Here is a 26,440-nt window from a genome sequence, read left to right as displayed (position 1 = left end):
TTGGAAACGGATTCCGACAGGGAGTTCCCCTGAAAAGGGACGCAGGTTCGGTAGGATTTTGCCAGTATCGATTGGGCGCCTGGGATCGCCTGATGCATCCGCAAGCGCTGGAGGCGCTGAGCTTAGGCGTGCTCTTTTCGGTAACCGCCGTGCTGGTCGATTTGACCGTAACCCGGGTGCTACTGCGGGCCGGGCGCAGGTCCGGATCGCTCTCCTTGGAGGCAGACGGCGAGCATTTGATGACCGACGTCTGGGCCACAGCCGATGGCTGGATCCACCTATCGCAATCCAGGCGGCTGCCACTATCGTGGTTGCAGGCACCCGGCTCATAGCGCGCTCGCTTTCGGGGCTCTTCGGCGCCGCCATCCCGCCCGAGAAACGCCTCCGCGCTGAACGTGTGCTCGACGATACCGGCGACAAGACATTCAATTTCACGACATTCGCGCCTGCGTCTCCGCCACCGAGCGACTGCTCACTCTGCACGTGCTCGTTCCAGGCAGGATGACCGTCCGCGAGGGACATAAACTCCTGGATGGGCTTGAATCCGACATCCCGCGGCGGTCCCGGATCTTCTCATCGTGGCCTATATCGAACCGTTGGAAAATCCGTCTTCTTTTCGCGACGAAATCATTCCGTGAGCATGGTTACAAGATCCGGCCGGTCATTCCGGCACGAATAAGCAGGAGGAGCCTTCGGCATGAAGTGCGGCTCCCGACGTTGTCGGGCCACGATGTGGTACCGCTCCGTCGATGCCGCACTCCAAAGCGTCGTCTCGCCGCTATCGAGGCGAAGCCGGGCGAGAAGTCCGGGTTACCCAGAAACCGCCTTGTCGATTACAGATCGAAGGTGTACGGAAGGTTAATGCCCAACGCCAAGTTGCGGGTGTCGCCGTTAAGGCCGAAACGTACCGTCGGCTCGATATAGAGGTTATCCGTAAGCAAAGACGTCATACCTAGTTGAAGGCTATAACGCTGGGTGGACGGCAAGCCGAAACGGCCGTCGACCACGGTGCGGGTACCGAAATCGCCGATGAATCGCGTGCTCAAGGTAAGGGTTTCGTTGAGGGCATAAGCGATCCCAAATGTGGTGATGAATCGGTCCTCGGCAAATCCGAAGCCCACCACGTCTTTTTCGTCGTCGACGAAATTATGGAGATACTCCAGATTGGCGAACAGGATGGCGGGATCATAGCTCTTGGTGAGGGCGATACTGCCGCCGACGCTATAAGGCCAGTCGTCGGTGGGGAAGGAACCGGTAACGCTCAGGATGACACTCGGGTGCCCGAGTCCTTCGCGCAACGCGCCCCAGCGAATGCCGGTCGTGACGTTGCCCCATTTGGTGCCCGAGATATCGAAATTTTCGAGTATCCGGCTCGTTTCGATATCGCTCTGCCGCCAAGTCGTCGAGGTATGCTGCAGCGGAATCGCCGCGAACACCTGCAGATCCTTCAATAGACCATAGCGTACCGTAAACGCGGAGGTATAGCTGTCCACTTCCCTATCGGTATTCCATGAGGAAAGTCCTCCGCGGTTGGCGTTAAGCACCGGTAAATCGATGTGTTGATCCAGACGTTGATACAGAAACCCCAGTTCCAAGGTCATTTGCCGTGGTTTCAGCAGCACGCCCTGGTCGCGCAGAAAAACTTGCTCCGCCGTAGTCTCCTCGGGTTTTTGCCCCATGGTTTCCGGCTTTTTGTCCGTCGCCGGAGCGTTTGTCGAAGAGGCTACGCCCCGTCCTTTGATGTGTTCCAGATCGGCGCTGGCCAATAACCGCACCTTAGGCTTGTCGCGAGTCTCTTGCGGCGGTGTGAGGGACCGGTCCTCGGCATGCTCCGACAAAAGGGCCGCCGCCACCGGGTCTTTTCCGGCAAGCCACGCCATCACAGCCGTGCGATGGAAGCGCCATTCGGACCCGATACGTCGACCCGGAAGTTCGTTGCGCCTGGCCATCTGCGCTACGTCCTCGGGCTTCGCGCGTAACAACTGTGCCGCTTCGTCCAGTGTCAGCACATCCTCTGCCGCTTGGCTACTAAACGCGAGAAGGCTCAACAGAACGCACAAAGGGCCGTTGATGCCGATCGTCAATGGATTTTTCATCGTTCTATCGGATTGAGGGAAGGTTCGATTCGACGATGCCCGTGTTCAGCATCTGCCGGGCGGTAAGCACCTCCGGCTGAGCGATGCCGGGAATCTTGAGCTTCAAGGGATAGTCCGCAGGCCATTTGCCTTGCTTGGCCTCCACAACGAAGATGACGCCTTTCCCGTTTTCGTCCAGCCACATGTCCAGGAAACGGTAGGCCGGCATGCGAACGTTGCCGAGCGCCGGATCGGCGAGATAAACCCGGCCGCCTTTGACGCCTCGAAAGACGGCGAAATGGGCATAGCCACGGGGTTTGATGAAAACGATTGCCGGCCCACCGAGCTTCGGCAGGTATTCCGGCGCCAACCGAAAACCCATGGCCTTGTGTCCCCGGCCTTTTGCTACCGTTTGCAAGTCGGCGAGGGAAAAGCCCTCCCGTTTCTTCAGCGCCTCGATATCCTTCGGCAAAGTTTTAAGAAGCTCCTGCATGATTTCGGCTTCGGTAACCTGGTCGCCGACACCGTAGGTCAAAAGCGTCGCCAATGCACCGGCACCGCAGGAATAGTCGTAGCCCTGCTTGACTACGTTTTCGTCTCTAAGCGCTTTTATCGATTTGATGGGGAAATGAATCCGGGTGTCGCCGCCGATGTTCAGCGTGGTTGACGGAGACTTGGCGCAGCTGGCGAGCAACAAGGTCAAGATGAAAATGCTCGCCCTTTTTAAAAGAAGCGGCATGACAATAGCCGTGTATCGCCCTTGCCCGCTCACGAAAGCAGCCTTCTCCTAGTGTTGGCAGAGCCACGGATTCGTCCTGTAGATGGAAGCATAATCACCAACAGATCGCCGTTTTTTCCATCCCGAATGGGGTGTACCCGCCAGCCGCTTTGCGCGTGGAAAAACGGGTTTCGGCTGAATAAAAATATAGCAGCGCGTGCGCTTTCCGCTGGGGATAGACAAAAAAGACGGGCGCAAACGCGCCCGTCCATGCGCGGCTTGCAAAAACCGCTTAGTTGGTGATGCCGACCACCAAACCGAGACTGTTGCTCAAACCCACGCTCAGTTCGCCGAGGCTGACCAGACCCAGCACGTTCAGGTCTTTCGTCACCAGGGCCAGAGCCAACGTATCTTCCAATCCAAGATTGATGTTCGGAAGGATGCCGCCGAGCAAATCGCCGACCAAACCTTTGCCTTCTACCGATTGCATCTCGGCGACGCTCATAGCGTCGGCCGGAATGCCGTCCAAAGTGGAGAACTCTTCCGCACCGGCGCTGAAAGCCAAGGTCGATAGAACAATACCTGCAATTAAAGATTTCATGGTAACTCCCTCTAACTATGAATAGTTGATCGTACCGATTTATCCAGATGAATCTCTCGAGACGAAACGTGGGTATCGGCCTTCGAGATTCGCAATGGAATCTAGCCATGCAGTCCATCAAGAACAAGCTGGAAATTTCGGATTTGCGACAGCTGTCACGCTACTTTGTCGCCACGCATTCATCAGCGACGCATGGAACGCTAAGGATGAAGGACCGAATCGCTTTGCCTGGCTATTTCATCAATCCCATCCAGCGGCTGCAGAAGCAGGGTGATGGGCTCGAAGGCGTGCGATTCGGGAGGCAATAGGGCAAAAACGAGCGGGTTTCTGAGCGATAAACTCAATGTCCCCTTACCTTAGGGTTTGTCGTCGTGCCGGGGACCCTGCTCAGGCGGGGTTTGGTCGCGAGGATACGGGCAGCGATGAGGATGGTCTCGTACAGGGGATGGTGCGCGGCTAAGAGGATGTGTTTACGGCGCGTATTGCACACCACCGACCGCCGTTCTTGATCAGGTTCACCCGAACCGCGGCGGCGGTCGCCCGTGCCAGGTTGGTACCGGCGAAGACCATTTCGCGCTGACGCTGCATCAGCGTGTAAGCGAAGGCGGTCAACAGCGGGTGCAGCGCGTTGGCGAGAACATTCTGGCAGCTGGCCCGGGTGCCGAAGAGATCCCGGCGCGTTTCCTTAGATGCGACGTTGTTCGCCACCTTCCTACGGCTCCCCCCTTTGGGGTCGCGGCTTTCGCACGGGGTCGATTCAGTCGAATGGGTCCGTTTTCACAGGTAGTCCGTAGGGCCGGTCCTAGCGGGCATCTGCCGGAAGCTCGAGGCGGGTTACGCCGTACTGGGCGATTGGGGCCTTGGGAGCTAAACGCCAGGCGAACGATGAGGCAACCTTCGCAGTTCCGAGGGCAGTGATGTAGCGGAATTTATGACAACACGCCGGAAAAGTGAGGCTTTTGCCGCAGCGCACCGGCATTTCCCCTAATTTAGGAGCTCGCCAAAAGCCGTTCGGGCCTCCGAATTCAGCCGATACGGCGCGTGGAATGAAATCTGCTTGATTCTATTGGCCGGTAGCTACGACTACTGCCCGCTTTGGGTGCCAAATCGACCGAGCGTGGAATGGTCAGGAACAGGTTTGGCGGTAAGTTACCGGCCAGGCTTTTCTTTCTTGGGGGTGGACGTTCGTGCAACAGCCTAGATGAACGGCCGGCTCAATCGAAACGGGGCGCCGTCGATCGTGACGGGGCCTTGCCAATCACATTAGGTTTTTAAGTCCAAAAAGGAGCGAAAGGATGAAGATGATGAAGTCGATTCCGGCAATGCTCGCAGGCGCATTCTTGCTCGCCTTTTCCGCGGGTTCGCATGGCGCCACGGTAGATACTCTGCCTGAGATTCCCGGCATTGCTAAGGCGGGTAACCCGTCCTTTACCAACCAGGTCACGCTGGGCCTGTCCGAATGGAGTGGCGGTTTTAAGCTCACGGCCACGGGGACCGGGAACGAACCGTTCTTGTTCCAGCTTGGCTCCAACAGCTATGAAGTGCTTGACGGGAGCTATCAATTGACCGCGTATTTCGATAAGGACGCGAATCTGGACACAACCAAGAGCAATGTCCAGATCCGCGGCACGTTCAGTGATGAGGTACTTGATGCACTGAGCGGCACCGAGAGACAGCACGAACTTTGGGGAGGCAATCTGTTCTCGGCCCGTATCGACAACTTTGGATTGAATCTGGATGGAGGGGAGCTCGTATTGGGCTTCAGCATCACCGACTTCGGCGGTTGGGCCTCCCAATGGGGCGTGACCGAGAGCGTCTGGCTGTATGACTTCAACCCATCCGTGAACAACCTGTTCGCTTTCCTAAACGCGCTCAACAACGGCACGCTTGAAGCGACCGCCGTCACGACGGTGCCACTGCCCGCCGGAGTTTGGCTGCTCGGGTCTGCGCTGCTGGGCTTTCGTCTGTTCGCACGCCGCCAGGCTGCGGTGGACGAGTCCCGGTTTGATGGCCTCCCGACCTAGGTCGATTTCCGCTTGAGTTGGAACTGTTTTTGGCGCACGGAAGCGCCGTCCCCTCCATTACCCCCAAAATTCCTACACATGTCTTGGCAAGAAAACGCCATTGAGCGGTCCGCCACGCGTTTTTTTCGAAGGACCGAAGTGATGTTCTGCTTTGTGTTGAATGGACGGCGACCTCTGACTTTGCGCCGCGCCCGGAGTGCATCGAAAAAAGCTCATGTAGGTAGATCAGGAAAGATGGATCCAACCATCGGCCGCTTCTGGCTCGACACCTCTGAAAATAGTCCTTGTTCTCCCAGCCGGCCAATGGCCGGTACCGCCGCATACGCCCACAGGGTGTAGCGACCAAAGTCAACGCTGGCGGGACATCCTTTTCAGATGTGGCCGTCGGTCCGCAAGGGACACTCGATCCGCGAGCATTCCGGCCCTTGCAGCTAAACCGTGGCAATGATCCTTAGGACGACAGATAGAGTCTTTGGTCAAGAATAAAACGCCTAAGCGGCTCGGGAATCAAGTAACGGGCGCTCTTGCCGGTCTTAAAGATTTCTCGGATGCGGGTCGCGGAAATGTCGAGCTGGGTAACGTCGACGAAGTAGATCGACCCGGACGGCTGGTGGCTCAAGGTCCCCTTTTGGTCGGTGCGGCGTTCCCTGAAATAAGGTTCCAACTCGCCTAGAACATCGGATGCCGTTCCCGGTCGCCGCATGACGACGAGATGGGCGAGGTCGAACAGTTCCCTCCAGCGGTGCCAGTACGGCAAGCCGAGAAACGCATCCATCCCGACGATCAGGCACAACGGTCGAGCGCCGATTTCCTTTCGGATGGAGCCAAGGGTGTCGACCATGTAGGACGGTCCGGGCCGATTCAATTCACGCGTGTCGATTCGAAAGCCGGGCTCGGCATCTTGCAGGGCGATTTCCAGCATCCTAAGGCGCCGTTCCGGGTCGGCCTCCGGCGCCGCGCGGTGAGGCGGCAGACGGCAGGGAACGAAACGGACCTCGTCCAGTCCGACCGCTTCTTTGACTTCCAGGGCAGTCCGCAAATGGCCGTAATGGATGGGATCGAAGGTGCCGCCGTAGATGCCGATCATGCGTCTTTTCTTAGACTCCCGTGGTCGAGCCCAATGCCGGACCAATCACCCCACGAACCGATAGAAATGCGGAGTCGGTTGGGTCTTGCTCCCCAACACAACCGGTTCGTCGGCAAAGGATGGCCGACCTACGCCGCCTGAACGGCAACACCTTCAAGCGAGTAAGGCTGACCCGCTCTGCAGGCGGCAGATCAAGTCCGAATGTGTCCATCGCCGAAAACGACGAATTTCTGAGTCGTCAGTCCTTCCAGCCCCACCGGACCACGCGCGTGCAGTTTGTCGGTGCTGATGCCGATTTCGGCGCCGAGGCCATATTCGTATCCGTCGGCGAAGCGGGTCGAGGCATTCACCATCACCGAGCTGGAGTCCACCTCGCGGAGAAAACGCCGAGCGCGGGTGTAATCCTCGGTAACAATGGCGTCCGTGTGTTGCGACCCGTAACGGGCGATATGGTCCACCGCCTCGTCCAGTCCCTCGACCACGCGGATCGAGAGGATCGGCGCGAGATACTCGGTACTCCAGTCCTCCTCGGTTGCCGGAACGCAGTCCGGAAGGATTTTCAGGGTTTTCGGACAGCCGCGTAGCTCCACGCCTTTCTCGCGATAGAGATGCGCTAGGTCCGGCAGGAGAATCGGAGCGACCGGGGCGGCGATCAGCAAAGTCTCCATCGCATTGCAGACGCCGAAGCGCTGCGTCTTCGCGTTCAGAGCGATCCGGATAGCTTTGTCGAAGTCACAACGATCGTCGATATAGACATGGCAGATGCCGTCTAAATGTTTGATCACCGGGATGCGGGATTCCTCCGCGATGCGCTCGATGAGGCTCTTGCCGCCGCGCGGCACGATCACGTCGACATACTGGTCCATGCGAATCAGTTCGCCCACCGCGGCACGGTCCGTGGTTTCGATCAATTGCACGGCGTCGCGGGGCAATCCCGCTTGCTCAAGACCGTCACGTATGCAATCGGCGATGGCCTTGTTGGAATGTACGGCTTCGGACCCGCCGCGCAAAATGCAGGCATTTCCGGATTTGATGCAAAGCGCCGCCGCATCCGCGGTCACGTTAGGCCGCGATTCGTAGATGATCCCGATTACGCCTAACGGCACCCGCATACGCCCTACTTGTATGCCGGAAGGACGATAGGTGAGACCGGTGATTTCGCCCACTGGATCGGCAAGCGCGGCAACTTCTCGAACACCTTGAGCCATCGCGCCTATGCGCTTTTCGGTCAGTTCCAGCCGGTCTAGAATTGCGTCGTCCAGCCCTCTTTGGCGGCCGGCTTCGAGGTCCTTGCGGTTCTCCGCTATCAGTGTTTGCGCGTTACTTTGCAGTGCCTCCCCTATCGCCAGCAAGGCGTCGTTTTTCGCGCCGGTTTCCGTTCGGCTCATAGAGCGGGCGGCCTCGCGAGCCCGTTGCCCCACCGTAAGCATGTAAGTTCGGATGTCGTTTAGCATAATCGATGGAAGGACGTGATAGTTTGACCAATAAACTCTCGCATACGCCGAACGCGGGCCGCTTGTTTCCCTGAAACCGCCGAGGACCCGAAGCGTTCCAGGAAGCTCCCATTGAATCCTTTGACGGAATTGGCCTGAATCCGATCGAAGGATATGGGGAATCCACGCGTTCAGCCCTTCTCCATTCGGCCGGAGAAAAGCGTTAACCCAGGTATGCCGTCATCCGGTTCTCCGCGGGCGCGGCCAAGCTGATGCAGACGGACAAAAGCCCTTCCCAGGGATCGCCGGCTTCCATGCCTTTGATGATCCGGTCAACGTTTGCGCTCAGTAAAAGCGTCCGATGGACCTTGTCTCGGTTTAGGCGTTGTAGCGCCTGTAGCACGGCCGATTTCCGCTTATCCCATACCTGGCACTTGGCCAGCGCCGATTCGGGCGTGGAGCCTTGATCGATAAGCGTCATGACATTACTCACCAGACGAGCCTCACGGGTCAGCGACCACAAAACGACCGCCGGCGCGACGCCTTCCACCTTGAGTCCGGTCAGTACCCGGCAGGCTTTCGCGACGCGTCCTCGCAAGCACTCTTCGGCCAGATCGAATACGTCGTAGCGCGCGCTGTCGGCGACGGCCTTGACGATCTGGTCGTCGTCGATTTTGCCTTTGCCGTACAGGATGTGCAGCTTTTCGATTTCCTGGGCGGCCGCGAGCAAATTGCCTTCGACCCGGGCGGCCAGTAAACGGATGCCAGATTGATCGGCCAACAAGCCTTTCGCGTTCAATCGGCGGTCGAGCCAGCGCAGGAGCTGTTCGCCCTCCAGAGGCCAAACCTGGACCACCACGCCGATGCGGTCGATGGCCTGGTACCAGCGGCTTTTTTGTTCGGGCGCCCCGATTTTCGGGCTGGTGACGACAAGGACGGCGTCTTCCGCGGGCCGCTCGGCATAACGGAGCAAAGCTTCAGCCGCCGCTTTGTCGGGTTTCGCGGGAAGACGCAGATCCAAAATGCGCTTTTCGCCGAAGAGAGAAAACGAGTCGGTCGCCTCGTGCAAACGGCTCCACTCGAACCCGGGATCGGCGTAGAACAATTCGCGGCTACCGTAACCGGCCGCGCGCGCTGCATGCCGTACCGCGTCGGCTGCTTCCGACAGCTGCAGGGGCTCATCCCCGCTCAGGAAATAAACCGGCGCTAGACGCTTTTTCAGTTGTTCTCCCAGTTGATCGGCGGAGAGTTTCACGATTTGCTTTCGGGCGGGCGGCTTAGTGCGTAAGCAACGCGACGAAACAGGAGTTGGGCGGCCTCGCGCTGCATTTCCTGCTGGATTTGGTGTTCCTCGTAAGTCTGGCTGAGCGGGGAGGTCTGATCGTTGAAATAATCCCGTTTCAGATCGATCTCCTGCCGCGGCAGCAAGATTTCCCCCTGAGGCGTGGTGACCTCGTAGACGACCCGGTAGCTTAGATCGTACAGGTTGGCACGCCCTGCCTTGCTCAGACCGATTGGGCGACGCTCCTGCCTCGCCTGGACGATATGGATCACCGCGCCAGCCTGACTGGGTGCCGCTGCAAGACTGCCCCCGGAATACGACAAAATATTCGAAAACTCCCGAACGAACAGGTCTCCGCGCCCCAAACCCTCAATATAAAAAGATTTCGCCGCCATCGTGGGCGGCAGCGTGCCGCGGAGATGAAATCCGCAAGCGGAGAGCATTACGGCTAAGGCGACCGAAACGCCAGCTCTTGTGAGAGATCGTTTCGCCATGGGCTACACCACGATGTTGATCAGCTTGCGTGGGACTATGATGACCTTCTTGACCGGTTTGTTCTCGACGAAACGTTGTACGGCGGGATCGCCAAGTGCGGCGGCTTGAACGGCATCATTGGCGGCGTCTATCGGCACGGTGATTTTGCCACGTAGCTTGCCGTTGACCTGGACCACCATCTCCACCGTGCTTTGCACCAGGGCCGATTCATCCACCTTGGGCCAGGCCACGGTCGCGACCATTTCCGTATGCCCGAGCTCGTACCACAGCCGATGGCAGATATGGGGCACGATGGGCGACAACATCAACACCACGAGTTCCAACGTTTCCTGGCGCACCGCGCGCCCTTGATCGCTGGTATCGTCGAACTTGGCGAGAGCATTGAGCAGTTCCATGTTGGCGGCGATCGCGGTATTGAAGGTGTAACGCCGGCCGATGTCGTCGGTAACCTTGCGTAAGGTTTCGTGGGTCTGGCGCCTCATGGCCTTTTGCGCCTCGTTGAGCGCCGACTTGTCGAGACTCGGAGCGGGGCCGTCCTTGACGTGGGCGTAGACCTGCTTCCATAGGCGTTTCAGGAAGCGGAATGCACCCTCCACGCCGCTGTCCGACCATTCCAGCGACTGGTCCGGCGGGGACGCGAACATGATGAACAAGCGCGCCGTGTCCGCGCCGTAACGATCGATCAAGGCCTGCGGATCGACGCCGTTGTTCTTGGATTTCGACATCTTTTCAGTGGCACCGATCGTGACCGGCTGGCCGTCGGATTTCAGGATCGCGCCGATTGGTCTTCCCCGCTCGTCTAATTGCACGTCTACGTCGGCCGGGTTGTAGTAGTGCTTCTTGCCGTCTTCCGTTTCCCGGTAGAAGGTCGGTGCCACCACCATGCCCTGGGTGAGCAGATTGGTGAAGGGTTCGTCGCCCTGCACCAACCCCATATCGCGCATCAGCTTGTGGAAGAAACGCGCGTACAGAAGATGCAGGATGGCATGCTCGATACCGCCGATGTATTGGTCGACCGGCAACCAGTAATTGGCGCGCTCGTCAAGCATGGCGTTGTGACTGTCCGGGCAGGCATAGCGAGCGTAGTACCAGGACGATTCGACGAACGTGTCCATGGTGTCCGTTTCGCGCTCAGCCGAGCCGCCGCATTTCGGGCAGGTGGTTTGGTACCACTCGGGCATTTTCTTGAGCGGCGAGCCCACCTCGATCTTGACGTCCTCAGGCAGCACCACGGGAAGCTGATCTTCCGGCACCGGCACGTCGCCACAGCTCGGGCAATGGATGATGGGAATCGGACAACCCCAGTAACGTTGGCGAGAAATACCCCAGTCGCGCAGGCGGAACTGAGTGCGCTTTTGGCCTAGCCCCTTGGCTTCGAGATCGGCGGCGATGGCGTCGAAAGCTTGCTGGAAATCGAGACCGTCGTACTTGCCCGAATTCACGCACACGCCGTAATCGGCATAAGCGTCTATCCACTCGCCTTCCGGATCGACCGTTTCGTACGCGCCCGATTTGGACGCGATGACCGTCTTGATCGGCAATCCGTATTTCTGAGCAAACTCGAAATCCCGCTCGTCATGCGCCGGCACCGCCATCACCGCGCCTTCGCCATAGCCCCACAACACGTAATTGGCGATCCATACCGGCAGTTTCTCGCCAGTTAATGGATGAATCACGAAGCGGCCGGTGGCCATGCCTTTCTTTTCCATGGTGGCGAGATCGGCCTCCGCCGTGCCGCCGCGCTTGCATTCCTCGATGAAAGCCTGAAGGTCCGGATTGCCGTCCGCAGCCGCAAGGGCCAGCGGATGCTCTGCCGCCACGGCGACATATGTCGCGCCCATCAGGGTGTCGGGGCGGGTGGTATAGACCTTCAGGACGTCGCTGCCGTCCTCATAGGGGAAATGCACCTCGCAACCGTGGCTCTTGCCTATCCAGTTGCGCTGCATGGTTTTCACCTGCTCGGGCCAACCCGACAACTGGTCTAGTCCGGCGAGCAATTCCTCGGCGTAAGCGGTAATCCGCATGAAGTACATGGGGATGTCGCGCTTTTCCACCAGCGCTCCCGATCGCCAGCCGCGGCCGTCGATGACTTGCTCGTTGGCCAGTACGGTCTGGTCCACGGGATCCCAGTTCACTGGGGCGACTTTTTTGTAAATCAGGCCCTTTTCGAACAGCTTGGTGAACAACCACTGCTCCCAGCGATAATATTCGGGCTTACAAGTGGCGATTTCGCGGCTCCAATCGATGGCGAGCCCCAACGACTTGAGCTGTTTGCGCATGTAATCGGCATTGGCGTAAGTCCACGCCGCCGGTGCAACCTGGTTCTGCATCGCGGCGTTTTCCGCAGGCAGGCCGAAGGCGTCCCAGCCCATGGGCTGTAACACGTTCTTGCCTTGCATGCGCTGATAGCGGGCGATCACGTCGCCGATGGTATAGTTGCGGACATGCCCCATGTGCAACCGCCCGCTGGGATAGGGGAACATGGACAGGCAGTAGTATTTTTCCCGGGCCGGGTCTTCGACGGCACGGAAAACGCCCTGGGCCTCCCAGGCATTCTGGGCTTCGTGTTCGATGGTCTGCGGCTTGTAAATGTCTTCCATACGAAGGGGATTTCGGTCGCCGAATGAAACCTCGTAGCATACTAAAGCACTCGCCGGTCTCGCAAATAGGCGCGGGTTCCATGGCCATGTCGGGTGGGTTTGGGCGTAAGAAAACGCCGCGGGAACATTGCGGACCCGACGCCATGTGTACCTAAAGACCCTACACATTCGGGGCTCGGATGAACCGCGAATTGCGGGGTCCCTTGGCTACGCGCCGACGCGAATAAGCCGTTTAATAGATTGTCTTACGCTTATTCTACGTAGCACACTTTACGGATTCATTTTCTGGACGACGTCCGACAGCCTTTCGGGAGAAAAACATGCGCAAATTGTTCGCGGGCTTGGTCTTGTTATATATGCTCGTACTAAGCGGATGCGGGTATAACACGCTGCAGGAGCAAGACGAGAAGATCAAGGCGAGTTGGTCGGAGGTCTTGAACCAGTATCAGCGGCGGGCTGATCTGGTGCCCAACCTGGTCAACGTGGTGAAAGGTTACGCTGGGCACGAAAAGGATGTGCTGACCCAGGTGACCGAGGCGCGCTCCAAAGTGGGGTCGGTTCAGGCCACGCCGGAGCTCTTGAACGATCCGCAGGCGTTTTCCCGCTTCCAGGCGGCTCAGCGCGAACTATCCAGCGCGTTGTCACGCCTGATGGCGGTGGCGGAAAATTACCCTCAACTCAAGGCAGACACCTTGTTCCGCGACCTCCAGGCGCAACTGGAGGGTACCGAAAATCGCATCGCTGTGGCGCGCAATCGCTACATCGCGGCGGTCCAGGAGTATAACGTCACGGTCCGCTCCTTCCCTACCAACATCACCGCCTGGATCATCGGCATGCAGGTCAAGCCGAGCTTCACCGTCGAGAACGAAAGGGAAATCTCGCGTCCGCCCACGGTCGACTTCGGCACGCCGTCCCCGGCGCCTGCTCCGGCCCAATAGGCATTCGTCGATTTTGACTTTGAAAATGCTGCTGGCCTGGGTTTTCGCCACGCTTCTGGCACTGGTCGGATTCGATGTCGCGGCGGAGGTCGCGGTGCCGCCGCTTCGTGCCCGCGTGACCGATCTGACCGGTACTTTGAAGTCGGACGAAAGAGCCGCCCTCGAAAGTCGGTTAGCGGCTTTCGAGGCGGAGAAAGGCAGCCAGGTCGCGATCTTGTTGGTGCCGACCACAAGCCCCGAGACGATCGAGCAATATTCCATTCGTGTCGTCGATGCCTGGAAGCTGGGCCGCAAAGGGATCGACGACGGTGTCCTGATCCTCTTGGCCTTGCAAGATAGGACGGTCAGGATCGAGGTCGGACGTGGGCTGGAGGGCGCGATTCCCGATGCCATCGCCAATCGAATCGTGGAAGACGTAATGATTCCGTATTTCAAACTAGGCGATTTCTATGGAGGTCTGTCCAAAGGCCTCGACAGCGTATTCGCCCTGATTCGCGGGGAGCCTTTGCCCGCGCCTCCCCGCAGTGAACGCGTTCCCGATGAGAACCTGGGCGGACTATTCGGGCTTTCGATCCTCGGCGGCATCTTCGGCGGCCGGATACTGAGGTTTCTTTTCGGCCCTCTCCTGGGTGGACTCATCGCCGGTGTGGGTGCCGGACTGCTGGTCGCTTTGTTCGGTCTGCCGATTCTGTTTTCGTTTTTTGTCGGCTTGTTCGTGTTCATGGCGGTGTTCGGAGGAATCGGCCGCGTAGGGCCGGGCGGTTGGTACGGCGGACCCGGCGGATTCGGCGGTATCTCCAGAGGCGGATTTCCGGGGGGAGGAGGCGGATTTCGAGGTGGAGGCGGAGGTTTCGGCGGCGGCGGAGCTTCGGGGCGCTGGTGATGCTCAAAAATCTAGGTCGTATCCTAAAGCATCTGTGTTACGGATCCTGGCGGCTTCGGCGGGTTCTGCCGCGCCACGCGCTCGAGGCCATCGCCGAGGCGATCCGCGAAAGTGAGGCCGGGCACGGGGGAGAAATCCGCGTCGCCGTCGAAATTGCACTCGATTGGCGACGGCTGCTACGGCGCGAGACTCCGCGGGAAAGGGCTTTGGAAGTGTTTTCCGATCTCCGTGTCTGGGATACGGAACGGAACAACGGCGTTTTGATTTACCTGCTGCTTGCGGACCACGATGTCGAGATTGTCGCCGACCGGGGAATAGATCGCCTGGTTGGCGCCGAAGCCTGGGAGCAAATCTGTCACGAGATGGAGGCTGCTTTCCGAAAAGGCAATTTCGAAGGTGGTATCCTGGCCGGCGTTCGCGCCGTAGGCGCCCATCTGGAGCGGCATTTTCCGGGACCGGATGTACACGGCGACGAGCTTGCTAACTACCCGGTCATCATCGACGGTTGAGCCGCTCGGCCGCATCCGCCAAGTACAGCTTATTTTCATTGACTTTGCAGTTGCCGACGAACGCCAACGCATAGACCTCACCCTCCGGAGACCACTCATGACCGAACCATTGTTGATCGCCAAAGGCCGGAATCCTCTTTTCATGCTGCCGTCCATGGCCAACCGCCACGGCCTGATCAGCGGGGCGACTGGCACCGGCAAGACCGTTACGCTGCAGGTGCTGGCGGAGCGTTTCAGCCGTATCGGCGTGCCGGTGTTCTTGTCGGACATCAAGGGTGACCTATCGGGGCTGTGCCAGCCCGGGGACGCTAGCCCGAAATTGGCCGAGCGACTTTCCCTGCTCGGTATCCAGGACCACACATTCACAGGGTTTCCGGTCGTGTTTTGGGATGTTTTCGGCGAGCAGGGACATCCAGCTCGGGCGACCATTTCGGAAATGGGACCCTTGCTGCTCTCGCGCATGCTCAATCTGAACGAAACCCAGGAAGGCGTGCTCCCCCTAGTGTTCAAGATCGCGGACGATAGCGGCTTGCTCTTGCTCGATTTGAAGGATTTGCGCGCAATGCTCCAGTTTGTGGGCGAAAACGCGGGTCAATTCACAACCGCCTACGGCAACATCTCCACCGCCAGCATCGGCGCTATCCAGCGCGGTTTGATGGCCTTTGAAAGCCAGGGGGGAGATCGATTGTTCGGCGAACCCTCCCTGAACATCGACGATCTCATGCAAACCGCGCCGGACGGACGGGGCGTGGTCAATATCCTCGCCGCTGACAAGCTCATGCAGGCACCGAAAGTCTATGCCGCGTTTCTGCTCTGGCTGTTGTCGGAGCTGTTCGAGCACCTGCCGGAAGTGGGTGACCGCGACAAGCCCAAGCTGGTGTTCTTTTTCGACGAGGCGCATTTGCTGTTCGACGACGCTCCTGAGATTTTGCTGGACAAAATCGAGCAAGTCGTGCGTCTGATCCGCTCCAAGGGCGTAGGCGTTTATTTCGTGACTCAGAACCCTTTAGATGTGCCGGACAAGGTTTTGGGCCAACTCGGCAACCGCATTCAGCACGCACTCAGAGCCTTCACGCCGCGCGATCAGAAAGCAGTTCGGTCGGCCGCCGAAACCATGCGCGACAATCCGGAGCTGGACGAAAAAACCGCGATTACCGAGCTGGGGGTGGGCGAAGCCCTGGTCTCGCTGCTCGACGAGAAGGGCCGCCCGCACATCGTCGAGCGGGCCTTCATTCTGCCGCCTCAAAGCAAGATCGGCCCCGTCGATGCCGCTCAACGAAAGCGACTGATCGGCGAGTCGCCCATCGCTGGCTATTACGAAAAGACCGTGGATCGAGAGTCTGCATACGAAATGCTCAAAGTGCGTGCTGCTGAGGATCTCCAGCGAAGAGCCGGAGAAGCCGGTCGTCCTGATTCCAGACCGGCAGCCAAGGGCATTTTCGATACGCTCGGCAGCATTCTCGGTACTCCGTCGCGAGGCAAGGGCAAACAGCGGGAGTCGGCCATGGAAGCCTTCGCCAAGAGCGCCGCCAGAAGCATTGGCCGCGAACTGGGACGGGAACTTCTACGCGGCGTGCTCGGATCTTTGAGCGGGCGAAGACGGTGAGATCAGTCTTTTCCGTTGGCAGTCGATATGTCCGGCGTTCGCTGCATCGACTTGGTTGAACCTTTCGCCAATTCCTCCATTCAACCAGCATGCCCTGTACGAAAGGCGGCATAAACAGTCATACGTCGGCCACACGTGCCGTGCTATCGATGGCGAGTTGAGGGTCTCACTACCTCGTGGTGTGTAATCCATCCATTGGATCCGACCGATTACCCGTTACCAGCTCGGTGCCGGATAGGATCAAGCGATTGCCGTAAAGAGAGCGCGGAACAGGAACCGATCCGAAATGACTCAGTCGCCTGGAGCGGGCTGCCGGACTTGTGCTAACCGGCCGAAATATGTACAGAAAAAGAATTTATGTGCTATAACCGCCCGCGCCATCACGCCGATGTTGCATGACACGGACAATTGAAACCCACTTCACCTAACACTCGATTTACAAACATGACCAATCAATTCGATAAAACGTCTCTTTCGGTACTTAGGAAGGGTTTTTGTGCTATCTCCATCGTGCTAGCCGGGCTGTTGATGATCGGCTGCGATGCGGGTCCCAGCGGTAGCTCTTCGGCCCCGGCCACTTCGGAAGCGAAGATCAGCGGCATCGTGCAGGATCAGCACGGTCCCATCACGGATGCCAAGATCGAGGTACGTGACAAGAACGGTCAATTGGTCACGACGACGGAGCTTTCTAACGGTTCGAACCAATACTCCGTCACTATTCCCGCGGGCACGGTTTATCCCATTCTATTGACCGCTACGCCGAACAATCCAGAGCCCGGCCGGGATCCGGTCAAAGCCGTAGTGACCAGTGCTCTCGCTGACCACATTGATATTACCGACGTCACGACGATTGTGGTGGATTCGGCTATGACCTTAGGCGGTTTGACCGAAGCGAACATTGCCAAAGCGTCCGGTGGAGCCATCGGCCTGCGTCAGCGGCAAGGCGTCAGTGCAGCGGCGGGTGGCGGTGGCGCTGGTCCGGGGCAAAGCGGCGGCGGTGTCAGCCGAGGCGGACATGGCGGACATGCAGAACATGCGTCTTCTTCGGGATCAGGGGCGACTTCGTCTGACAGCAGCTCGAACCAGCAGCCGCCCGCGCAATAATGGCGTCGATGCCGGGAATCGATTTCGTTCACTTAAAGCATCGGCGAGCATGAGTGAGGAGGTGGGTTAGGCATCGGCTGTGGCCCACCAATTCGAGAACTTGATCTTTCGGCCGGGATCTTCCGCGTTTACAGAGAATCCCGGCACCCCGAAAACCGGCAGACAACAGAGTCTGCCGGTTTTTTCTTGTTTGGCGAACGGCGACTCTTATCCGCAGAACCGGCTTTAACCCAGGATTGACGTTTGCTCGCGAATTAACTCCGTTTTACTGAAAAACCAGAAAACGGCCGTTTTCAGTTCGCGAAAGTTCGGTGAGCGATCTGTCAGGCCCGTGAATAACTTTCAGTTCGTTCTGGCCGGTACACGCATGGATGTCTATTGACGTGGCCGGCTCAATAACTTCGGTGCCTGTTATGGTCCGCCGTGCCGCGTCATGACGGCGTCGGATGAGGCTATCGCGATTCGGAACCCGGCTCGAATCGTCGCACCTTTTTTGGACCCTCGGAATTTTGTTTAGCGCCGCCGACCCTAGCCGGAGTTCCATAAGTCAAACCGAGCGTGACTCGACAAACGTCGCGCCCGGAATCCGATGAAAGCTATCGGGGAAAAAGAGAGCGGCAGTAACATGCCTGCCGCGCATTCCGGAATTTGGAGCCGATCTCGGTAGGCCGTCGCCCCGAACCCTTCGATCGGACCGTCCCGAGCTAGTCGAAGGGCTCAGGATAGACCTTTCGCGGGTTCGAGAATCTACTGGTGCGGCTCTTAGCGGTTAGGCCCGAAACAACCCTTGGTTTTTCGGGCCGTCGGCACATCCGTACCCAGGAATTCCCGCCTAAGTTGCAGGCGGGTTGAAAAAACTACATCGCGTGGCGATTACTGTTTAACGGCGTTCAGATGGGTTATCGCCTCCTCGGCCGCTTTTCCAGCGACGTCGGCATGCCCCATATTGCCGTGTTCGATCGCACTGTCGAGGCTCTTGATTGCCGCATCCAAATGCGGGTTGGGGTTTTCCTGATTAGCCGCTGCCGCATGCGTTTTCGCGGCCTCCGCATGCTCGGCCACGCCCTTGGCGTTGCCCTGCTTGCCACTGTCAGCGGCAGCTTGGGCGTGTTTCATCGCTTCCGCTTTGTGATCTTCGGCAGCAACGGCGCTGAAACCCAGGGATAATGTGAACAGACCGGCAAGAAGCCCGGTTACGATCTTTCCACGCATAACCATTCCTCCATTAAGGGTTGTTTTTATTGGACTGCCCCGTTATGGGACAGGCTATAAATATCATGACGGCATCTTGAAGTCCATCATTGATACAAAAACGGCAGACGCCAAGGGAATGCCGGTCGATCCGCGGTTTCTTCGCGATGCCATAAAACCCCCTTATTCCTTTGCCTTTTTGAGATGGGATACCGCCTCTTCTGCAGCCTGCCCCGCCATATCGGCATGCCCCATGCGGCTGTGCTCGATTGCGCTGTCCAGGCTTTTCATCGCGGCGGTCAGATGTTCATTGGGGTTCTGCTGAATGGCGGCTTCGACATGAGGCTTTGCTGCGCCTGCGTGTTTGGCGACACCTTCGGCATCGCCCTTTTTGCCGCTATCGACGGCGGCTTTGGCGTGCTTGATTGCTTCTTCGACATGAGCCTCCGTGCCACCCTGTGCCGGTGTTTCCACTTTACCCTTTCCACCGGTTCCGATCATACCGGCACCCCGGTATAAGGCTGACCGCCTCCTGTGTCCTCACCGGTCGTCCCGCGAACGCCCGTTCCGCTTTGGCCGGTTTCGGTTTGCGACTGCGCGTAATCACGCGGGGTGTCTCCAAAGTTGCCAGCGGCCATGGCCAAATGCAGCGTCTGCGCGAATAGGCTCGCAAGCAGACAAAGCAAGAATTTACGGTGCATCGTTGTCCCTCTGTGAAAGCCGTTCGACCCGCTCAGTTGGTGTGGTAGCGGGCAACGGTCAGGGGTGTCCTCTGTTCTTGGCTAGGGAGCGCCTCATTTCGCCCGTCGCTTTCCCGTCACGAAAGCGGTTACAGGCTCATTCGAAGCCACCCGTATCCGGTTTGGGCATATCTTCAGGCGTCACCGGCTCTTCCGGGGCCGGCGTCCGGCCTTCGGGAGTTCCTCGTGGGCCTTTTTTGGAGGGCGTGCTTTCGGTGCCGCGGCGTTTCATCTCTTCCGTACCCCGGCGTTTCATCTCTTCCTGCATGCGGCGTTCGCCGTTCTTGAGCTTACCGGTACCCGACTTTCCGTTTTCGCTGCCCTCCCGACCGGCTACTTCTCTGACGAGTTCGATGATATCGCCGTTCATGGTGCGGTTCTGAGAATCGGCCCTGACATAGGTGGCCGTGCCCGAGAGATTGCTAGCGGCGATAGCCGGATTCAGGCTTAGCGACGAAGTGAATGCGCCTACGAATAGGCAAAGTGGAAGTTTCGAGGGCATGGCGGGCCTCCTTTGCACCAAAGTTCGTTCCTTGTTTCCGGTTTGGCCGGGAAATTCATTGTTAACACATGGAGGGTTTTCCCGTCTCTAGGGAAATTTACTAAGAACGCTAGGTTGCCCAGTGTGGCACGACACAAGTGGATTTAGGTCAAGCGCTTGATTCGGCTCTCCACCATGATGCAGGTGTTGACAAGATAGTTGAATCCGTGGGCTGAGAGAAATTCCAGCACTTCCGGGCTTTCCGCTCCGGGTTGCAGCCAGACGTTTTTCAGTCCCAGATCGAGACACTGTTTCAACACGGACAAGGTCACCTCGGGCGGAACGACGAAATTGACCAGATCCGGTTTGCCGTGAAGTCGCGCAAGGTCCGGATAAGCTGGGTCGCCGTCGACCGAGGTGCGATTTGGGTTGACTGCATAGGCTTTGTACCCCTTGCGCTTGAGATCACGGTAGATGGCGTAGCCGAATTTCCGTTGATTGTCCGTCGCGCCAACCACCGCGATCACAGTATTCGGGGCACTCAAAATGCTCAGTACAGTATCGGGCGACAAAACGGTCATTTCACTGAAGCTTATGAATCATCAAACTGCCGAGCGATGGCCGGCGCTTCGGATGCCGGCACCCGTACAATCAGGTCTATTCGCTCACCGAACGCGCGCGACACGATCTCGCCGCCCGCTTTTTCCACCCGATAAGTCAGAGCTTGAAACTTCGGATAATCAATGGTCAGTCTGACTTCGGCATATTCGACATACGGTATCAGGGAAGCGCTTTCCAAAGCCATTTTTGCGGTCCCGCCATAAGCGCGAACCAATCCCCCTGCCCCCAACTTCACGCCGCCGAAGTAACGGACGACCGCAACCAGAGCGTTGACGACATCAAAACCGGAAATATGCGCGAGTATCGGTTTGCCCGCCGTCCCGCTCGGTTCACCGGCATCGCTGAAATGGGCGATGATGCCGTGCTCGGTCTTGATCCGGTAGGCAAAGGCGAGGTGGTGTGCGTTCGGATGTGTCGACGCAATCTCAGCCAGCCGCACCCTCAACTGCGATTCGTCCGCACACGGCAAGGCGTAGCCGATGAAGCGTGAATGATTGACGGTGAAGCTCGATTCCGATCCTTTTTCAATGAGATACATCGTTTAGAAATACTGAAGTCGCGAATCTAAAATCCCGCACGGGATCATTATGCTTCTATCGACGAGGAGCGGTCGATTTCTGTGAAAATGCTTAGGAACTGGGCTGCTGTCGGCTGTAAATATCCGGCGTATCAAACAAGAAATTGCTCTTGGCCGATCCCATTGATACCTGTTTAGGTAGACCAAGGGTTCCAATCGCGCGTTCCGGCCGCGACACTCTTAGACTTGCGCCAAATGGCGTGGTATATGCGACGGGGATTTATTGCGTTTTCCGACTCGCGGTATGTTTCGTGCTTTCAATCCCTCCTACATATAATAGCCATAGCGAATCTGCGGTTTGTCGTTATCGTCCAGGTATTTCAAGATTTCGCCAACTTTTCTTGCGCAGCTGAGCGTGATCGGATATTTGCCGTCAAACTGAGTGTTATTCCAGTTCATTTTTGTCAAGCCCATGACTTCTTTTGCCAGGAACTCGGATGATTGTTCCGAGTGGACCACCCGAAGCTCAAGGGGTTGAGGCACGTACAGTCCCGGATACATGCGGTAATACCAAACCGAACCGCGCGTGTAGAGCACATGCCTGCCTTCATCGATTTTGAGACATGTCCCACGATACCGTGGATAGTTTCCGTTGCGAAATAGCCGGAACTTGGAATCCAGAATGGTAACAAAGTCGACGGTGTCGATACGGAGTTCTTTAGCCGCTTGTGTAAACCCATCGATCTCAGTGTCAGTGAAGTTCGACGACTTATGGATAACTACTCTGGCAGGATAATTGCGTAAAGCATTCCAATATTCGTCTAGCGCCTCTCGGAATAAGGTAAAAGCTTGCTCGTCGGTGAGCCGCGGTATTCTGTCTTCCTTATCGAGATGTACAGGTGTTCCACGAAGTATTAGTCCGTTCCCCAATTCATCAAAGATCTGTGCCAAACTCGTGTTCAGCGTCGTCTTGTCGCGACTACGGTAAAATGCCACACCCAATGCGCAGGATTGTGGGCGCGTAGCTTCGCTTGCTAAGCGCCACGGATTTGTTGCACCCGCCTTGTAATAGAGTGCTGTGGCGAGATTCCAAGCTTTAGTCGCATCGTCTTGCAGACCTGGCCCATTTGAGTCGAGGGACGACGCACGAATGAGTTGCAACGGTTTCCCGAGGTGCATGGTCTTCGCCTTCAATGCCCTGCGGAAATTCAATTCAACGGGAATAGATATACTGGTCTCAAGCTGCTCCTCTTCTTCCTGGGGGGAGTCTTTGCTGACGGAATCGTATAGGTTTTTCGGCAGCACGCAGGTAATCACATCGACTGGCCTGTTCTGCGCCAGGAACTTGACTTCTTCATAATAGAGCTTGAGTGCTTTCTCGATCCGATCGGTACGATCTTTGATTCGGCAGATCTCTTCGATATCCGTCTTGCGGAGCGGTCTCTGTAAGTCCTGGTTGAAAATCAGCTTCGCGTGAAAGCCCATGTCTTCATTAAATCCGCAGAATCCGAGAGAGCGATTGGTCTTGCGCTCGTCGGCGGAACCGGCGATAGGTGTTTCCATTCTGTGAAGCCAATGCGCCATCACTTCCAAGTCATGCGGCGTGCCGACTACTCCGAGATGGATGCGCGTGCGTCTCGTCTGGGAGTGCTTGTCATAGACGCCATAGGTGGAAATGCCTCTGCGCGGGCACACATGCTCGCCTTCGGCGAATTGCAGACGCGGCTCTTTAATGAACAACAGCTTCATTTAACCGAACAGCTTTTGTATAGAAGGCGGATCATCGTGCTCTGATTCGTCGGGAAGCGGCTCCCAGAGCGTTTCGTCCAAGAAGGGGGCGCCCTTTAAGGCGACGCAGTCCCCGAATGACAGAAAGGAATCGCGCTTGCCTCTTTCCGAGAAAAGGTCATCCGTGTCGATAGACTTCAACCACTCAACAAGAAAACGAAAGTGATTCAGTACGGCACGATTGTTCTCTTTGCGTTTGAGCCAACCTAGATTGATGTTGCCGTAACCCGATTTCTTGAAGTCCTTGCCGTAACTAAAGAACCACGTCGGCGTGATTGACATCAGCCAATCGGAGGCCAAGCGGTGGAAATCCACAGAAAATGCCAGGTGTTTTTGCATCAGTACGATAGAGGTATTCTTCTCACCATATTTCCGTTCGAATACCTTGCGAGTGGAATGCCTGTTACCTTGCCACATCTCCTCACGCACATCATCATCCGCATTGCGTGGCAAAAATACGAACAGCTTTTCGTCGTTGTACCATGCGACCCGCTCTGAGTAGAGTCTGTGCTGCAGTGAAAAACGCAGCAGCGATTTGAACACTCTTTCGTGGTTTTCGTCGATTCCCCAGAATTCTCGGGCAGATATTTTCTCGGCAGTCCCCTCTTCGATTACGGATCGATAAGGGTGATCGGCAGTATTCAGGTCAAAAAACGTAATTAAGATGTCATTGTAGGTTACATAGGTGGATGGGACTGGTGTCATCGCTTGCCGGCAAAACTCACCAACGGTTTGCCTTAGGTTGCGCGATCTCCCCTTTCTATGTTTCTCCATGATTTCGTTAGCGACCTGGGCGACGTAAATCACGTTGGGGAAATAAAGTTCCACGAGGTTCCCGATCAGTACCTCCGAAGGTTCTGCTGGCGGGTCGATATCCTCATCAGCCAGTCCAACCGGAATTCCTCGAAGATAAGTCTTGAGAACGTTTATTGCTGCCTGCAATTGTGCAGGCGAAGCGAACGGTACGCGCCCGCACAGATCACGATAGTCAACTATGTCGGTATCTGCTGAAAAAGAGAAATAGCCATTTGTGATTGCATCAATGGCTGATTGCGAATAGCCGTCTTGCTTGACTGTGAGGATATAAACGATGAGGCGGTCGTAACGCTCGTGTAAGCCGTGCTTCAAAAACGTCTTCAGAGTGTCTTTTATCTTTGGGAGATCCGGGGTGGCTGTCACTTGTACTGCGATTCGACCGACATCATCAGCAAGATCGATACCCGGAAAATTGCCGTGCTCGGCATTCAAATTACGTAGTCCGGTAAACCCATAAAGTTCGCGCATTACACCGCAGATTACCTGTTCGGCGACCTTGTGGGTATCATAGAGCTGCATGGCGCTGGCCGATTCCACTTCGCGGCGGAGTTGCGCTAGAAGGGTCCGGAATTCGTCGATTAAATTGAGGTGTTTCACCTTATCTCGCCCCTATTAACGTATCCCACGTTTCGGGCACCAGATGCCAAGGAGGAATGCCGAATTTTTTCGTTGCTCTTGAGTACGCGCAAGGTTTCGAACGGGTAGCTTTCGCTCCGCATCTATTCTCGATCGAGACAGAAATCTTCGTGAGCGAGACCATGAAGCTTCTCTGGGGGTACGCTCCGTGCCAGCGCGGCTGCACGAACCAGCCCCCGGCCCGCGGTGAAATCGCCAGAGTGCCGCAGCTGCAAAAGCGCTTGCAGGCCAGTTTCGGAAAAGTTGGGCAAGCCGCAGACCGCCTTCCGTGCCAAGGGTGTCGAACTAGAGGCTAACGCGAGAATACATCGTCACAAGGCCACCACCTGGAAGCCGAGACCTTCAGCCGCGCGGCATTGGCGGGCGTCGGCCGAAACGAAGACTTCGGCTGCGCAGGCCAGCGCAGCGCCCAGGTGGATGGCATCCATGCCCCGCAGGAGGTGGGACTCGGGGGTTTTTACCGCGTATTGGACAACCTGCGGCGTGGTGTCGCAAATGAGAGCGTCGGCGATATCTGCCATCAAATCGCTCTTGATGATCTGATATTGGGTCTCGGTGATGCGTCCTTCTCGTTGTAGACGGCAGAAGGCCGAAATCAGTTCGGGAATGGCAACGACAGAAAGGGCCAGTTCGCTCGCCCGCTCGCACCAGGCCAGTTCCTCCGCCGTGCCCGCTTCGTCGATATACCGCTTGGCGAAGGCGGAGGAGTCGAAATAGACGCGCATCACTCACCGCGTTCGTCTAGAATCAGCCGGCTGATCTCTTTGCCACCGATGGCGAGCGGACGCGCCGGGCGCCGTTTCCAGGAAGGGAGCTCCGCACGAATAGGATTGATCTCCGCGATGGGTTTTCCGTTGCGTAGCACGCGCACGGTTTCCCCTGCCTCGACCAAGTCGAAAAACGCCTTGGCATGTTTGCGAAGCTCGGTAAAGGTGGTCTCACGCATATGCATTCTCCAACAGGAAATGTACATAAGTGTACATAAATGTGTAAACCGTCCGCCGTTTCCGATAGAACTGCTGGGCATATATCGTCAGCCTACATGAACTGGTACGTGACCTCACGCATGTTCTATTGGCACGCCTCCCTTTTTAGATGACATACTGAGCTGAAACAGGTCGAACCGGTGAGTCTAAATATCGTGCCTTAAACCCATCATGCCGTAGCCGAATTTAGGGTTTATAAAAAGAGAGACTTCCATGAAGCCTGTGTTCCACCCCGCGCTGGTGAACGATGTTTTCGGCGATCCGGCGGTTTATGTAGATTTCTTATTCGAAAAGCGCGCCTTGCTGTTCGATCTGGGTGATTTGCGGAATCTGGCGACGCGGAAAATCCTCAAGGTACGCGACATCTTTGTTTCCCATGCGCACATGGACCATTTCTTCGGGTTCGATTGGCTGCTGCGCCTGTGCCTCGGTCGCGACATCCGCATCCGTTTGTTCGGGCCGGCCGGTTTTCTCGGTCAGGTGGAAGCCAAGCTTGCGGGTTATACCTGGAATCTGGTGGAAAACTACGACACCGATTTCACCCTAGACGTGACCGAGATTTTGAGCGAAACCGAGGCGCGCAGCGCCCGTTTCCGTTGCCAAAGCGGCTTTCGCCGCGAAAACGGCTACGAATGGACCATTCGCGACTGTGTGCTGCTTGACGAGGAAAATCTCACGGTGCGGTTCAGCCTATTGGATCACAAAATCCCGTGTCTCGCGTTTGCGCTCCAAGAAAAGCTGCACGTCAATATCCGAAAGAACCGCCTGAACGAGATGAAGCTGGAGCCCGGTCCTTGGCTTCAGGGTTTCAAGCACGCCGTGCTCGCGGGCCTACCCGGTGATACGCCGATCGTCGCGAGGCGTCAGGGGGGCGGCGAGATGACGTATTGCCTGGACGATCTCGCTGGAACCATCGCTCACATCTCCACCGGACAGAAAATCGCTTACGTGACCGATGCCATATATCACGAGGCCAACGCCGAACGCATCGTTCGCTTGGCGACGGGCGCCGACCAGTTTTTCATCGAAGCGGTGTTCGGCGACGCGCTTACCGAACGCGCCGCGCAGAAATACCACCTGACCGCTCGCCAGGCAGGAAGCCTAGCTCGCCGTGCCGCCGTCAAATTCCCGGTGCCGTTTCATTTCTCGCCGATCTACCACGACCGCGAATACGAGCTTAGGGAAGAATTCGAGCAAGCGTTTCGCGGCTGATCGATAAAATTGCGCGCTCGAAAAGCTCAGCAGGCCCGCGCTCGGCGCTCCTTGAGAGAGACCGGCCCGGATATTTGGGAGGAGGCAATGCAATGAT

Annotated in this window: 29 protein-coding genes; 10 read left to right on the top strand and 19 right to left on the bottom strand. The window is 57.2% G+C overall.

The window, feature by feature from the left end; translation table 11 throughout:
* Positions 1-92: 92 nt before the first annotated feature.
* Both QEN43_RS16865 and QEN43_RS21850 read left to right on the top strand, forming a co-directional pair.
* Positions 93-332: a cation diffusion facilitator family transporter gene (locus QEN43_RS16865; RefSeq protein WP_156912667.1), complete on the top strand. Its 240-nt coding sequence runs from the start codon at positions 93-95 to the stop codon at positions 330-332.
* 91 nt (positions 333-423) lie between these two features.
* Positions 424-924, top strand: a complete 501-nt coding sequence (locus QEN43_RS21850; RefSeq protein ID WP_396662811.1) for a cation transporter dimerization domain-containing protein — start codon at positions 424-426, stop codon at positions 922-924.
* Here QEN43_RS21850 and QEN43_RS16860 read toward each other — a convergent pair.
* From QEN43_RS16860 to QEN43_RS16850, 3 genes are all read right to left on the bottom strand, one after another.
* Positions 834-2,096, bottom strand: coding sequence for a helix-turn-helix domain-containing protein (locus tag QEN43_RS16860; protein ID WP_026609486.1), 1,263 nt, complete (start codon positions 2,094-2,096; stop codon positions 834-836). The two genes, QEN43_RS21850 and QEN43_RS16860, sit on opposite strands and share 91 nt — an antisense overlap.
* 4 nt (positions 2,097-2,100) lie before the next feature.
* On the bottom strand, positions 2,101-2,814 hold the full coding sequence (locus QEN43_RS16855; protein WP_317963430.1) for a C39 family peptidase: 714 nt from the start codon (positions 2,812-2,814) through the stop codon (positions 2,101-2,103).
* A gap of 271 nt (positions 2,815-3,085) precedes the next feature.
* The gene (locus QEN43_RS16850; RefSeq protein ID WP_026609485.1) at positions 3,086-3,394 is read right to left on the bottom strand and encodes a hypothetical protein; all 309 of its coding nucleotides are present in this window, start codon (positions 3,392-3,394) and stop codon (positions 3,086-3,088) included.
* Positions 3,395-3,501: 107 nt separating this feature from the next.
* Here QEN43_RS16850 and QEN43_RS16845 point away from each other — a divergent pair, with 107 nt between their 5' ends.
* A complete protein-coding gene (locus QEN43_RS16845) occupies positions 3,502-3,702 on the top strand; it encodes a hypothetical protein (RefSeq protein WP_026609484.1) in 201 nt (66 codons plus the stop codon).
* 148 nt (positions 3,703-3,850) lie between these two features.
* Here the strand turns inward: QEN43_RS16845 and QEN43_RS16840 are convergent, their stop codons facing one another.
* Entirely contained in the window at positions 3,851-4,102 is a 252-nt protein-coding gene (locus tag QEN43_RS16840) for a transposase (protein ID WP_026609483.1), read from the bottom strand.
* Between the two features lie 587 nt (positions 4,103-4,689).
* On the opposite strand from QEN43_RS16840, the gene QEN43_RS16835 reads away from it, so the two are divergent.
* Positions 4,690-5,418 (top strand): VPLPA-CTERM sorting domain-containing protein, encoded by a 729-nt coding sequence (locus QEN43_RS16835; protein WP_026609482.1) that lies wholly within the window; start codon positions 4,690-4,692, stop codon positions 5,416-5,418.
* Positions 5,419-5,869: 451 nt separating this feature from the next.
* On the opposite strand, the gene nadD is transcribed toward QEN43_RS16835, so the two are convergent.
* The 5 genes from nadD to leuS form a co-directional block, all read right to left on the bottom strand.
* Positions 5,870-6,505 (bottom strand): nicotinate-nucleotide adenylyltransferase, encoded by a 636-nt coding sequence (gene nadD, locus QEN43_RS16830; RefSeq protein WP_026609481.1) that lies wholly within the window; start codon positions 6,503-6,505, stop codon positions 5,870-5,872.
* A 191-nt stretch (positions 6,506-6,696) separates the two neighbouring features.
* On the bottom strand, positions 6,697-7,959 hold the full coding sequence (locus QEN43_RS16825) for a glutamate-5-semialdehyde dehydrogenase (protein WP_026609480.1): 1,263 nt from the start codon (positions 7,957-7,959) through the stop codon (positions 6,697-6,699).
* Between the two features lie 202 nt (positions 7,960-8,161).
* The gene (gene holA, locus QEN43_RS16820) at positions 8,162-9,193 is read right to left on the bottom strand and encodes a DNA polymerase III subunit delta (RefSeq protein ID WP_026609479.1); all 1,032 of its coding nucleotides are present in this window, start codon (positions 9,191-9,193) and stop codon (positions 8,162-8,164) included.
* On the bottom strand, positions 9,190-9,714 hold the full coding sequence (locus QEN43_RS16815; protein WP_026609478.1) for an LPS-assembly lipoprotein LptE: 525 nt from the start codon (positions 9,712-9,714) through the stop codon (positions 9,190-9,192). The genes holA and QEN43_RS16815 overlap by 4 nt, the downstream gene beginning before the upstream one ends.
* 3 nt (positions 9,715-9,717) lie before the next feature.
* Positions 9,718-12,315, bottom strand: a complete 2,598-nt coding sequence (leuS, locus tag QEN43_RS16810; RefSeq protein ID WP_317963429.1) for a leucine--tRNA ligase — start codon at positions 12,313-12,315, stop codon at positions 9,718-9,720.
* 320 nt (positions 12,316-12,635) lie between these two features.
* On the opposite strand from leuS, the gene QEN43_RS16805 reads away from it, so the two are divergent.
* From QEN43_RS16805 to QEN43_RS16785, 5 genes are all read left to right on the top strand, one after another.
* Positions 12,636-13,253, top strand: coding sequence for a LemA family protein (locus QEN43_RS16805; protein WP_026609476.1), 618 nt, complete (start codon positions 12,636-12,638; stop codon positions 13,251-13,253).
* 25 nt (positions 13,254-13,278) lie between these two features.
* Positions 13,279-14,136 (top strand): TPM domain-containing protein, encoded by an 858-nt coding sequence (locus QEN43_RS16800; RefSeq protein WP_156912744.1) that lies wholly within the window; start codon positions 13,279-13,281, stop codon positions 14,134-14,136.
* Positions 14,136-14,645, top strand: a complete 510-nt coding sequence (locus QEN43_RS16795; RefSeq protein WP_084161701.1) for a TPM domain-containing protein — start codon at positions 14,136-14,138, stop codon at positions 14,643-14,645. The genes QEN43_RS16800 and QEN43_RS16795 overlap by 1 nt, the downstream gene beginning before the upstream one ends.
* A gap of 97 nt (positions 14,646-14,742) precedes the next feature.
* The gene (locus QEN43_RS16790) at positions 14,743-16,251 is read left to right on the top strand and encodes a helicase HerA-like domain-containing protein (protein ID WP_026609473.1); all 1,509 of its coding nucleotides are present in this window, start codon (positions 14,743-14,745) and stop codon (positions 16,249-16,251) included.
* Positions 16,252-16,695: 444 nt separating this feature from the next.
* Positions 16,696-17,355: a hypothetical protein gene (locus QEN43_RS16785; RefSeq protein WP_026609472.1), complete on the top strand. Its 660-nt coding sequence runs from the start codon at positions 16,696-16,698 to the stop codon at positions 17,353-17,355.
* Between the two features lie 873 nt (positions 17,356-18,228).
* On the opposite strand, the gene smbP (QEN43_RS16780) is transcribed toward QEN43_RS16785, so the two are convergent.
* The 10 genes from smbP (QEN43_RS16780) to QEN43_RS16735 form a co-directional block, all read right to left on the bottom strand.
* Positions 18,229-18,567: a small metal-binding protein SmbP gene (gene smbP, locus QEN43_RS16780; RefSeq protein ID WP_026609470.1), complete on the bottom strand. Its 339-nt coding sequence runs from the start codon at positions 18,565-18,567 to the stop codon at positions 18,229-18,231.
* A gap of 162 nt (positions 18,568-18,729) precedes the next feature.
* Positions 18,730-19,020 carry a small metal-binding protein SmbP gene (smbP, locus tag QEN43_RS16775; RefSeq protein WP_162144271.1) on the bottom strand — a complete coding sequence of 97 codons (291 nt, stop codon included), beginning with the start codon at positions 19,018-19,020 and terminating at the stop codon, positions 18,730-18,732.
* Between the two features lie 23 nt (positions 19,021-19,043).
* Positions 19,044-19,247: a hypothetical protein gene (locus QEN43_RS16770; protein ID WP_026609469.1), complete on the bottom strand. Its 204-nt coding sequence runs from the start codon at positions 19,245-19,247 to the stop codon at positions 19,044-19,046.
* A 136-nt stretch (positions 19,248-19,383) separates the two neighbouring features.
* On the bottom strand, positions 19,384-19,788 hold the full coding sequence (locus QEN43_RS16765) for a hypothetical protein (RefSeq protein WP_026609468.1): 405 nt from the start codon (positions 19,786-19,788) through the stop codon (positions 19,384-19,386).
* A 143-nt stretch (positions 19,789-19,931) separates the two neighbouring features.
* Positions 19,932-20,348, bottom strand: a complete 417-nt coding sequence (locus QEN43_RS16760; RefSeq protein WP_317963428.1) for a CoA-binding protein — start codon at positions 20,346-20,348, stop codon at positions 19,932-19,934.
* Between the two features lie 11 nt (positions 20,349-20,359).
* Positions 20,360-20,926: an IMPACT family protein gene (locus QEN43_RS16755; protein ID WP_026609466.1), complete on the bottom strand. Its 567-nt coding sequence runs from the start codon at positions 20,924-20,926 to the stop codon at positions 20,360-20,362.
* Between the two features lie 306 nt (positions 20,927-21,232).
* A complete protein-coding gene (locus tag QEN43_RS16750; RefSeq protein ID WP_026609465.1) occupies positions 21,233-22,654 on the bottom strand; it encodes an argonaute/piwi family protein in 1,422 nt (473 codons plus the stop codon).
* A complete protein-coding gene (locus QEN43_RS16745; protein WP_026609464.1) occupies positions 22,655-24,106 on the bottom strand; it encodes an SMEK domain-containing protein in 1,452 nt (483 codons plus the stop codon).
* A gap of 350 nt (positions 24,107-24,456) precedes the next feature.
* A complete protein-coding gene (locus QEN43_RS16740) occupies positions 24,457-24,870 on the bottom strand; it encodes a type II toxin-antitoxin system VapC family toxin (protein WP_026609462.1) in 414 nt (137 codons plus the stop codon).
* On the bottom strand, positions 24,870-25,091 hold the full coding sequence (locus QEN43_RS16735) for a type II toxin-antitoxin system Phd/YefM family antitoxin (protein ID WP_026609461.1): 222 nt from the start codon (positions 25,089-25,091) through the stop codon (positions 24,870-24,872). Before QEN43_RS16735 ends, QEN43_RS16740 begins: the two co-directional genes overlap by 1 nt.
* A 253-nt stretch (positions 25,092-25,344) precedes the next feature.
* On the opposite strand from QEN43_RS16735, the gene QEN43_RS16730 reads away from it, so the two are divergent.
* Positions 25,345-26,343, top strand: a complete 999-nt coding sequence (locus tag QEN43_RS16730; protein WP_317963427.1) for a ribonuclease Z — start codon at positions 25,345-25,347, stop codon at positions 26,341-26,343.
* Positions 26,344-26,440 lie beyond the last annotated feature (97 nt).

It is taken from the genome of Methylocaldum szegediense, from assembly GCF_949769195.1.
GTDB lineage: Bacteria > Pseudomonadota > Gammaproteobacteria > Methylococcales > Methylococcaceae > Methylocaldum > Methylocaldum szegediense.
Note: the sequence above shows the minus strand (reverse complement) of the source record. Positions and strands in the feature narration are given on the sequence as shown.

What these genes read in the sequence shown, in the direction of transcription:
- QEN43_RS16825 (WP_026609480.1), bottom strand. Translation starts at nt 7,959, where the DNA reads ATGCTAAACGACATCCGAACTTACATGCTTACGGTGGGGCAACGGGCT.
- QEN43_RS16845 (WP_026609484.1), top strand. Translation starts at nt 3,502, where the DNA reads ATGCAGTCCATCAAGAACAAGCTGGAAATTTCGGATTTGCGACAGCTG.
- QEN43_RS16850 (WP_026609485.1), bottom strand. Translation starts at nt 3,394, where the DNA reads ATGAAATCTTTAATTGCAGGTATTGTTCTATCGACCTTGGCTTTCAGC.
- QEN43_RS16785 (WP_026609472.1), top strand. Translation starts at nt 16,696, where the DNA reads ATGACCAATCAATTCGATAAAACGTCTCTTTCGGTACTTAGGAAGGGT.
- QEN43_RS16735 (WP_026609461.1), bottom strand. Translation starts at nt 25,091, where the DNA reads ATGCGTGAGACCACCTTTACCGAGCTTCGCAAACATGCCAAGGCGTTT.
- QEN43_RS16765 (WP_026609468.1), bottom strand. Translation starts at nt 19,788, where the DNA reads ATGCCCTCGAAACTTCCACTTTGCCTATTCGTAGGCGCATTCACTTCG.
- QEN43_RS16730 (WP_317963427.1), top strand. Translation starts at nt 25,345, where the DNA reads ATGAAGCCTGTGTTCCACCCCGCGCTGGTGAACGATGTTTTCGGCGAT.
- QEN43_RS16770 (WP_026609469.1), bottom strand. Translation starts at nt 19,247, where the DNA reads ATGCACCGTAAATTCTTGCTTTGTCTGCTTGCGAGCCTATTCGCGCAG.
- QEN43_RS16865 (WP_156912667.1), top strand. Translation starts at nt 93, where the DNA reads ATGCATCCGCAAGCGCTGGAGGCGCTGAGCTTAGGCGTGCTCTTTTCG.
- QEN43_RS16815 (WP_026609478.1), bottom strand. Translation starts at nt 9,714, where the DNA reads ATGGCGAAACGATCTCTCACAAGAGCTGGCGTTTCGGTCGCCTTAGCC.
- QEN43_RS16800 (WP_156912744.1), top strand. Translation starts at nt 13,279, where the DNA reads ATGCTGCTGGCCTGGGTTTTCGCCACGCTTCTGGCACTGGTCGGATTC.
- QEN43_RS16855 (WP_317963430.1), bottom strand. Translation starts at nt 2,814, where the DNA reads ATGCCGCTTCTTTTAAAAAGGGCGAGCATTTTCATCTTGACCTTGTTG.
- QEN43_RS16790 (WP_026609473.1), top strand. Translation starts at nt 14,743, where the DNA reads ATGACCGAACCATTGTTGATCGCCAAAGGCCGGAATCCTCTTTTCATG.
- QEN43_RS16750 (WP_026609465.1), bottom strand. Translation starts at nt 22,654, where the DNA reads ATGAAGCTGTTGTTCATTAAAGAGCCGCGTCTGCAATTCGCCGAAGGC.
- nadD (WP_026609481.1), bottom strand. Translation starts at nt 6,505, where the DNA reads ATGATCGGCATCTACGGCGGCACCTTCGATCCCATCCATTACGGCCAT.
- QEN43_RS16795 (WP_084161701.1), top strand. Translation starts at nt 14,136, where the DNA reads ATGCTCAAAAATCTAGGTCGTATCCTAAAGCATCTGTGTTACGGATCC.
- QEN43_RS16740 (WP_026609462.1), bottom strand. Translation starts at nt 24,870, where the DNA reads ATGCGCGTCTATTTCGACTCCTCCGCCTTCGCCAAGCGGTATATCGAC.
- QEN43_RS16805 (WP_026609476.1), top strand. Translation starts at nt 12,636, where the DNA reads ATGCGCAAATTGTTCGCGGGCTTGGTCTTGTTATATATGCTCGTACTA.
- leuS (WP_317963429.1), bottom strand. Translation starts at nt 12,315, where the DNA reads ATGGAAGACATTTACAAGCCGCAGACCATCGAACACGAAGCCCAGAAT.
- QEN43_RS16835 (WP_026609482.1), top strand. Translation starts at nt 4,690, where the DNA reads ATGAAGATGATGAAGTCGATTCCGGCAATGCTCGCAGGCGCATTCTTG.
- QEN43_RS16860 (WP_026609486.1), bottom strand. Translation starts at nt 2,096, where the DNA reads ATGAAAAATCCATTGACGATCGGCATCAACGGCCCTTTGTGCGTTCTG.
- smbP (WP_026609470.1), bottom strand. Translation starts at nt 18,567, where the DNA reads ATGCGTGGAAAGATCGTAACCGGGCTTCTTGCCGGTCTGTTCACATTA.
- QEN43_RS16755 (WP_026609466.1), bottom strand. Translation starts at nt 20,926, where the DNA reads ATGTATCTCATTGAAAAAGGATCGGAATCGAGCTTCACCGTCAATCAT.
- QEN43_RS16760 (WP_317963428.1), bottom strand. Translation starts at nt 20,348, where the DNA reads ATGACCGTTTTGTCGCCCGATACTGTACTGAGCATTTTGAGTGCCCCG.